Origin of the sequence: Conyzicola sp. (genome assembly GCF_046714715.1) — a bacterium.
Lineage (GTDB): Bacteria > Actinomycetota > Actinomycetes > Actinomycetales > Microbacteriaceae > Conyzicola.
Genome location: NZ_JBKKAD010000020.1, coordinates 1 through 6,228, shown reverse-complemented (window position 1 = coordinate 6,228; position 6,228 = coordinate 1). Strand labels below are relative to the sequence as shown.

Genomic DNA, 6,228 nt, shown 5'->3' with positions numbered 1-6,228 from the left:
CCCGGAGTACTAGACCGTGTGGCAGCTCGCGCGCCGGCCGCGCTGGATCGCCGCCCTCGTGCTGTGCCTCGCCATCGCGTTCGGGTTCGCCGCGCTCGGGCAGTGGCAGCTGTCGCGCAGCGTCGACGCGGGCGTGCCCGTGGACGAGACGACAGAGACGCCGGTTCCGCTGGCCGAGCTCGCCGTCGCCCAGCAGCCTCTGACCGCCGAGGCGGCTGGACGCCGGGTCACGATCGAGGGCACCCTCGTGCCGGGCGACTTCACGGTGCTGAGCGGGCGCCTCAACGACCGAACCCCCGGCTACTGGGTGGTCGCGCACCTGGTCGCGACCGACGACGCCACGAACGAGGCGAGCGCGGGGGCGTCGCTCGCCGTGGCACTGGGCTGGGCCGCGACCGAGGAGGACGCGGCATCCGCGGTCTCTGATTTCGACGACCGGGCGAAGCGCGACCAGGCGCCCACCGACTTCGGAGGCCGCTACCTGCCCAGCGAAGCCCCGCAGGAAGACGACTTCGAGAACGGCGAACAGAATTCGCTGTCGACGGCGGCCCTCGTGAACCAGTGGGTCGAAGCACCGACGACCGTCTATGCCGGTTACCTGGTGACCGACGAAGCGACGCCGGGGCTCGACCTCATCGAAGCGCCCGCACCCAGCACCGAGATCTCGATCAACTGGCTCAACATCTTCTACGCCGTCGAGTGGGCGGTGTTCGCCGGATTCGCGGTGTTCCTGTGGTTCCGCCTCGTGAAAGACGCGTGGGAGCGCGAACAGGAAGAAGCCGAAGAACTGCGGCTTGTAAACTAGAGCAATGGCCCTCAAACCGAAGCTCTCCAACCTGCCGCGAATCCGGAGCGCGCTTCGTCTCTACCGGGTGACCTCGGTCGTCACGGGTGTCTTCCTGCTGCTGCTCGTGCTGATGATGGTGACCCGCTACGGCTTCGGCGTCGACATTGAGCTGAACGGCCCCGAGGGCTTCCTCGCCCTCACGCCGAAAGACCTGATCATCGGCATCAACCTGTCGACGATCATCCTGATTCTGCACGGCTGGTTCTACGTCGTGTACCTCTACAGCGACTTCCGCCTGTGGAGCCTCATGCGCTGGACCTTCCCGAAGTTCATCCTCATCGCCCTCGGTGGCGTGATCCCCTTCCTTTCCTTCATCGTCGAGCGCCGGGTACACGCGCAGACGGTGGCGGAGCTCGATGTCCTGCAGTCGGCACAGCCCCTGCAGTCAGAACAGACACTGCATTCCGAACAGAACGAGGAGACGACCCCATTAGCGAAGTAAACAGCACGGCCGCACAGCCGGTACTCGTCGTCGACTTCGGCGCGCAGTACGCGCAGTTGATCGCGCGCCGTGTGCGCGAGGCGAACGTCTACTCCGAGATCGTGCCGCACACGATCACCGCGGCCGAGGTCGCTGCCAAGAACCCGATCGGCATCGTGCTGAGCGGCGGTCCCTCGAGCGTCTACGACGCCGGCTCGCCCTCGCTCGACCCGGGCATCCTCGAGCTGGGCGTTCCCACGCTCGGCATTTGCTACGGCTTCCAGGTCATGGCGCAGCAGCTCGGCGGCGAGGTGGCGAACACGGGCCTGCGCGAGTACGGCGCGACCGCCGTCACGCTGGCCCCCGGCACGTCGACCCTGCTCGGCGACCAGCCCGCCGACCAGACCACCTGGATGAGCCACGGCGACTCCGTCTCGAAGGCGCCCGAGGGCTTCACCGTTCTCGCGTCGAGCGCCTCGACCCCGGTCGCCGCCTTCGCGAGCGACGAGCGGAAGATGTACGGCGTGCAGTGGCACCCCGAGGTCAAGCACTCGGAGTACGGCCAGCGCGTGCTCGAGAACTTCCTGCACGACGCGGCCGGCATCCCCGCCGACTGGAACAGCGCGAACGTGATCGAAGCGCAGGCCCCCCGCAGCCGCGAGCAGGCCGGCACCGCCAAGGTCATCGCCGCCCTCTCGGGCGGAGTCGACTCCGCCGTCGCCGCCGCGATCGTGCACAAGGCCGTCGGCGACCAGCTCACCGCGATCTTCGTCGACCACGGACTGCTGCGCCAGGACGAGCGTCGCCAGGTCGAGGAGGACTACGTCGCGTCGACCGGTGTGCGTCTCATCACCGTCGACGCCGTGGACCAGTTCCTCGACGCGCTCGCCGGCGTCACCGACCCCGAGCAGAAGCGCAAGATCATCGGCCGCGAGTTCATCCGCAGCTTCGAGGGCGCCGCCGAGGCGCTCGTTCTCGAGGCGCAGGGCGACGGCGCGACCATCGACTTCCTGGTGCAGGGCACGCTCTACCCCGACGTGGTCGAGTCGGGCGGCGGAAGCGGCACGGCCAACATCAAGAGCCACCACAACGTGGGGGGCCTGCCCGAAGACCTGCAGTTTAAGCTCGTCGAACCGCTGCGCACCCTGTTCAAAGACGAGGTGCGTGCCATCGGCCGCGAGCTCGGGCTGCCCGAGGTCATCGTGAGCCGCCAGCCGTTTCCGGGGCCTGGCCTCGGGATCCGCATCGTGGGCGAGGTTACCCGTGAGCGTCTCGAGCTGCTCCGCAAGGCGGACGCGATCGCCCGCGAAGAGCTGACGGCCGCCGGACTCGACAACGAGATCTGGCAGTGCCCGGTCGTGCTGTTGGCCGACGTCCGGTCGGTCGGCGTGCAGGGCGACGGTCGCACCTACGGGCATCCGATCGTTCTGCGTCCCGTCTCGAGCGAAGACGCGATGACCGCCGACTGGACCCGCCTGCCCTACGACGTGCTCGCGCGCATCTCCAACCGCATCACCAACGAGGTGGCTGGAGTGAACCGCGTGGTGCTCGACGTCACGTCGAAGCCGCCGGGAACCATCGAGTGGGAGTAGTCCCGTAGACGAAGGCCGCGCCCCCCGGGGTGCGGCCTTCGTCGGTTAACGACGGGGTTATGGGCGCTTGCGCAGCCGGATCGGGCCGCGCGCCGTCGACGGGTCGACCACCGATCCGCCCTGCGTGATGTCGATCTCGCCTTGGGCGACGAGGCGGCGGGCGGCCCGGCGCGCGGGCTCCATCAGGTCCCGCCACGACTCGCCGCCGATCGCGCGGGCGGCCTCCGACGGGCACGCGGTCGCGGTGGCGGCGCGGTCGGCCAGCAGGCGCAGGATGCTGGCCTCCAGCTCGCGGTCGGTCGCGGTGACCTTGCGCGCCCGGCACGCGTCCGAGCAGTAGCGCACGTCGTCCCAGTTCTTGGCCCACGCGGCCCGCCATCCGATGCGGCGGCCGCACGACGCGCAGGTCTTCTCGGCGGGGACCTCGAGGTCGGAGGCGCGCTGGCGGTGGGGCATGGTTCCACGGTAGCCGGACGGGTTCGAGGCGGCAGGGCCTTGCCCTCGCGGGCCGATCGGGTTCAGCCGGCGGTCTTCGGCAGCGATCGCTTCACGAGCAGCCAACCGATGGGGCCGAATACCGGCACGAAGATCACGATGGCGATCCAGACGAAGAGCTCGGTGATCGAGCGGTGCGCGGTGCGGCTGATGCTCACGAGCGCGACCACGGTGAGCGCCAGCGCGAGCACGGGCGTCACCACCCAGAGAACGTCGTACACCGGGGGGATCAGAGGATTCTTCGTGTCATCCATGGGCTCACCCTAGTACTTGAGCAGGCCGTTCTCGTAGGCGAAGATGACGATCTGGATGCGGCTCTGCAGCGCCAATTTACTCAGGATGCTGCGCAGGTGCGTCTTCGCCGTGGCCTCGGTCACGAACGCGGCCGACGCGACCTCTGCATTGCTCAGGCCGCGCGCCACGAGCAGGAAGATCTCGCGTTCGCGCGGCGTCAACGCGTCGATCGCCCGTTCGAGCGGTCGGCCGGTGTCGGCCGGGCGCTTCGCGAACTGCTTGACGAGGTTGAACGTGGCCGTCGGCGCGAGCACGGACTTGCCGCCGTTCACCGTGCGGATAGCGGCGAGCACGAACTCCGGCGTCGCGTCCTTCGTCACGAACCCGCTCGCCCCAGCGCGGATCGCGCGGAACACCGCCTCGTCGCGCTGGAACGTCGTGAGCATGATGACCCGCGTCGAGACGCCCGGCCGAAGGATCTGCTCGGTCGCTTCGATCCCGTCCATGCCCGGCATGCGGATGTCCATCAGCACGATGTGCGGCTGTGAGCGCGCGGCGAGCTCGACGCCCGAGCGGCCGGTGATGGCCGAGCCCGCGAACTCGAGATCCGGCTGCGACTCGATGAGCATCTGCATGCCCGACACGAACAGCGCCTGGTCGTCGACCACGGCCACACGGATGGGGTTCACGCGGCCTCGCCTTCGGCGGGCCGCTCGGAGCCGGTCGGGACGAACAGCGTGACGACGAAGTCGCCGTCGGATGCGCCCGCCGTCAGCCAGCCGCCGGCAAGACGCGCGCGGTCCTTCATGCCGCGGATGCCGTGGCCGCCCGCCGTCGACTCCGATGCCTCGATGCCGGCGCTCGTGATGGTCAGGGCGAGTCCGGGCCCACGCCAGTCGAACGAGAGTCGCGTGGTGGCCCGGCCCGCGTGCCGGAGCGCGTTGGTCAGGCTCTCCTGCACTATGCGGAACACGGCGAGCTGCTGTGCGGGGGTCATGGTCTTGGCATCGCCGAAGTGCTGGGAGTCGACGGTCATGCCCGCGCCGGACACCTGCTTGACGAGGGCCGGAATGTCGGCGAGTCCCGGTTGCGGCTGGTCGCCCTGGTCTTCGCGCAGGCCCTCCACGAGCGTGCGCACGTCGATGAGCGAGGAGCGCGCCGCGTCGGCGATGGCGCGCAACGCGTCATCCGTCTTCTCCGGCTTCTTCTCGCCGATGAAGCGCGCGCCGTCCGCCTGCGCGATCACGACCGCGAGCGAGTGAGCGAGCACGTCGTGCACCTCACGGGCGATGCGGTCGCGCTCGTGCGACATCGCGAGTTCGCTCTCGGTCGCGCCGAGTTGGGCGGCGGTGGCGCGCAGCAGGTACAGCGCCCGCAGCTCGCTGAAGTTCAGTCGCAGCGCGAATCCGAGCCCCCACGCTCCCGCATACAAGCCGAACGCCACGACGGCGACTGTCACGAACATCTCGACCTCACGCTCGAAACTTCCGCGACCCACCCACGAGTTCATCTGTAGCCCCAGGAGCGCGCCGGCCGCTAGCGCCATCGGCAGGCTGAGGGCGAGGGCCACGTAGGCGACCCGTTTGGGCGCGGTCAGCGACACAGTGAACGCGACGAAAATCACGCCGAAGGCCACCGGCCACGTTGTCGATTCGGGTGGGCGTAATACGCCGACCAGTTGCAGCAGCGGTACGGCCGAGACGGCCGCTAATGCGGCCCACGGCCAGATTCGCGAGACTGCGATGGCCACCGAGATGGTTATGAGCGCCGCCCAGGCCGAACCTCCATGCTGCCGACCGGCCTCGGCGACGACCCACAGCACGAAGAAGACGACTGCGATGGTCGGCTCGAGGTACGGGCGGAGTTTCCTGAGCAGGGTGAACATAACCTCACGATAGGTCGCCCTGCCCGGGGCGCCCAGCGCGCGCGGCAATATCGTCCGAACTGATGAGGGCGCCGCGCGCGGGCGCAGAAAAGCCCCCGGCCGCTCGGCCGGGGGCTTCTCGAGGTGAAGGCTAGTCGCGGAAGATCGCGAGGAAGCGCAGGATCTCGGTGTACAGCCAGACGACGGTGACCATGATGCCGAACGCGGCCTGCCATCCGTAGATTCGGGGCGCGCCCTGCTCGACGCCGCGCTTGATCGACGTGAAGTCCATGACCAGCGAGTACGAGGCGAGCAGCACGACGAAGATGCCGATGCCGATGTTGATCAGCGGGTGCATGCCCTGCACGCCGAACTGGGGGAGCACGCCCGTCCAGACCAGCACGAGGTTGACCAGCTGGAACGCCATGTAGCCGAAGATCGCGACGGTGAAGATCTGCGTCGCGCGCTTCGATTCGCGGATCTTGCCGGTGGCGAACAGAGCGAGTGTCACACCCACGACGGCCAGGGTGCCGAAAACGGCCTGCGGCACGATGCCGTCGAGTCGGCTTTCGAAGATCGCCGATATGCCACCGACGAAGAGGCCCTCGAACGCCGCGTAGGCGAGGATGAGCCCGCGCGACGGCTTCTTCTTGAAGATGTTGACGAGCGCGAGCACGAGGCCGATGATCGCACCGGGGATGGCGAGGATCGGAACGATCCAGCCGACGACGGCACCGGCGAGGAGGATGACGAAGGCGATGACGATCTTGACGAT

At 68.5% G+C, this 6,228-nt stretch carries 8 protein-coding genes; 3 read left to right on the top strand and 5 right to left on the bottom strand.

Going from position 1 to position 6,228, the window contains the following annotated elements; all coding sequences use genetic code 11:
* The first annotated feature begins 16 nt into the window (after nt 1–16).
* The 3 genes from ACLQ6X_RS02135 to guaA are packed head-to-tail and all read left to right on the top strand — an operon-like array spanning nt 17 to nt 2,860.
* Nucleotides 17–805: an SURF1 family protein gene (locus ACLQ6X_RS02135; protein ID WP_411698515.1), complete on the top strand. Its 789-nt coding sequence runs from the start codon at nt 17–19 to the stop codon at nt 803–805.
* 4 nt (nt 806–809) lie between these two features.
* Entirely contained in the window at nt 810–1,289 is a 480-nt protein-coding gene (locus tag ACLQ6X_RS02130) for a DUF3817 domain-containing protein (RefSeq protein ID WP_411698514.1), read from the top strand.
* On the top strand, nt 1,277–2,860 hold the full coding sequence (gene guaA, locus ACLQ6X_RS02125) for a glutamine-hydrolyzing GMP synthase (RefSeq protein ID WP_411698516.1): 1,584 nt from the start codon (nt 1,277–1,279) through the stop codon (nt 2,858–2,860). Before ACLQ6X_RS02130 ends, guaA begins: the two co-directional genes overlap by 13 nt.
* 57 nt (nt 2,861–2,917) lie before the next feature.
* Here the strand turns inward: guaA and ACLQ6X_RS02120 are convergent, their stop codons facing one another.
* The 5 genes from ACLQ6X_RS02120 to ACLQ6X_RS02100 all read right to left on the bottom strand — a co-directional run.
* A complete protein-coding gene (locus ACLQ6X_RS02120; protein WP_411698513.1) occupies nt 2,918–3,316 on the bottom strand; it encodes a DUF3253 domain-containing protein in 399 nt (132 codons plus the stop codon).
* Between the two features lie 62 nt (nt 3,317–3,378).
* The gene (locus ACLQ6X_RS02115) at nt 3,379–3,609 is read right to left on the bottom strand and encodes a PLDc N-terminal domain-containing protein (protein WP_411698512.1); all 231 of its coding nucleotides are present in this window, start codon (nt 3,607–3,609) and stop codon (nt 3,379–3,381) included.
* 9 nt (nt 3,610–3,618) lie between these two features.
* Nucleotides 3,619–4,278 (bottom strand): response regulator, encoded by a 660-nt coding sequence (locus tag ACLQ6X_RS02110; RefSeq protein ID WP_411698511.1) that lies wholly within the window; start codon nt 4,276–4,278, stop codon nt 3,619–3,621.
* Complete coding sequence (locus ACLQ6X_RS02105; protein ID WP_411698510.1) at nt 4,275–5,474, bottom strand: sensor histidine kinase; 1,200 nt, start codon at nt 5,472–5,474, stop codon at nt 4,275–4,277. Before ACLQ6X_RS02105 ends, ACLQ6X_RS02110 begins: the two co-directional genes overlap by 4 nt.
* A gap of 130 nt (nt 5,475–5,604) precedes the next feature.
* A partial coding sequence (locus tag ACLQ6X_RS02100) for a Bax inhibitor-1/YccA family membrane protein (protein ID WP_411698509.1) occupies nt 5,605–6,228 on the bottom strand: 624 nt, incomplete at its 5' end.

Coding starts and splice junctions, on each gene's coding strand:
- ACLQ6X_RS02105 (WP_411698510.1), bottom strand. CDS start 5,474: ATGTTCACCCTGCTCAGGAAACTCCGCCCGTACCTCGAGCCGACCATC.
- ACLQ6X_RS02130 (WP_411698514.1), top strand. CDS start 810: ATGGCCCTCAAACCGAAGCTCTCCAACCTGCCGCGAATCCGGAGCGCG.
- ACLQ6X_RS02120 (WP_411698513.1), bottom strand. CDS start 3,316: ATGCCCCACCGCCAGCGCGCCTCCGACCTCGAGGTCCCCGCCGAGAAG.
- ACLQ6X_RS02115 (WP_411698512.1), bottom strand. CDS start 3,609: ATGGATGACACGAAGAATCCTCTGATCCCCCCGGTGTACGACGTTCTC.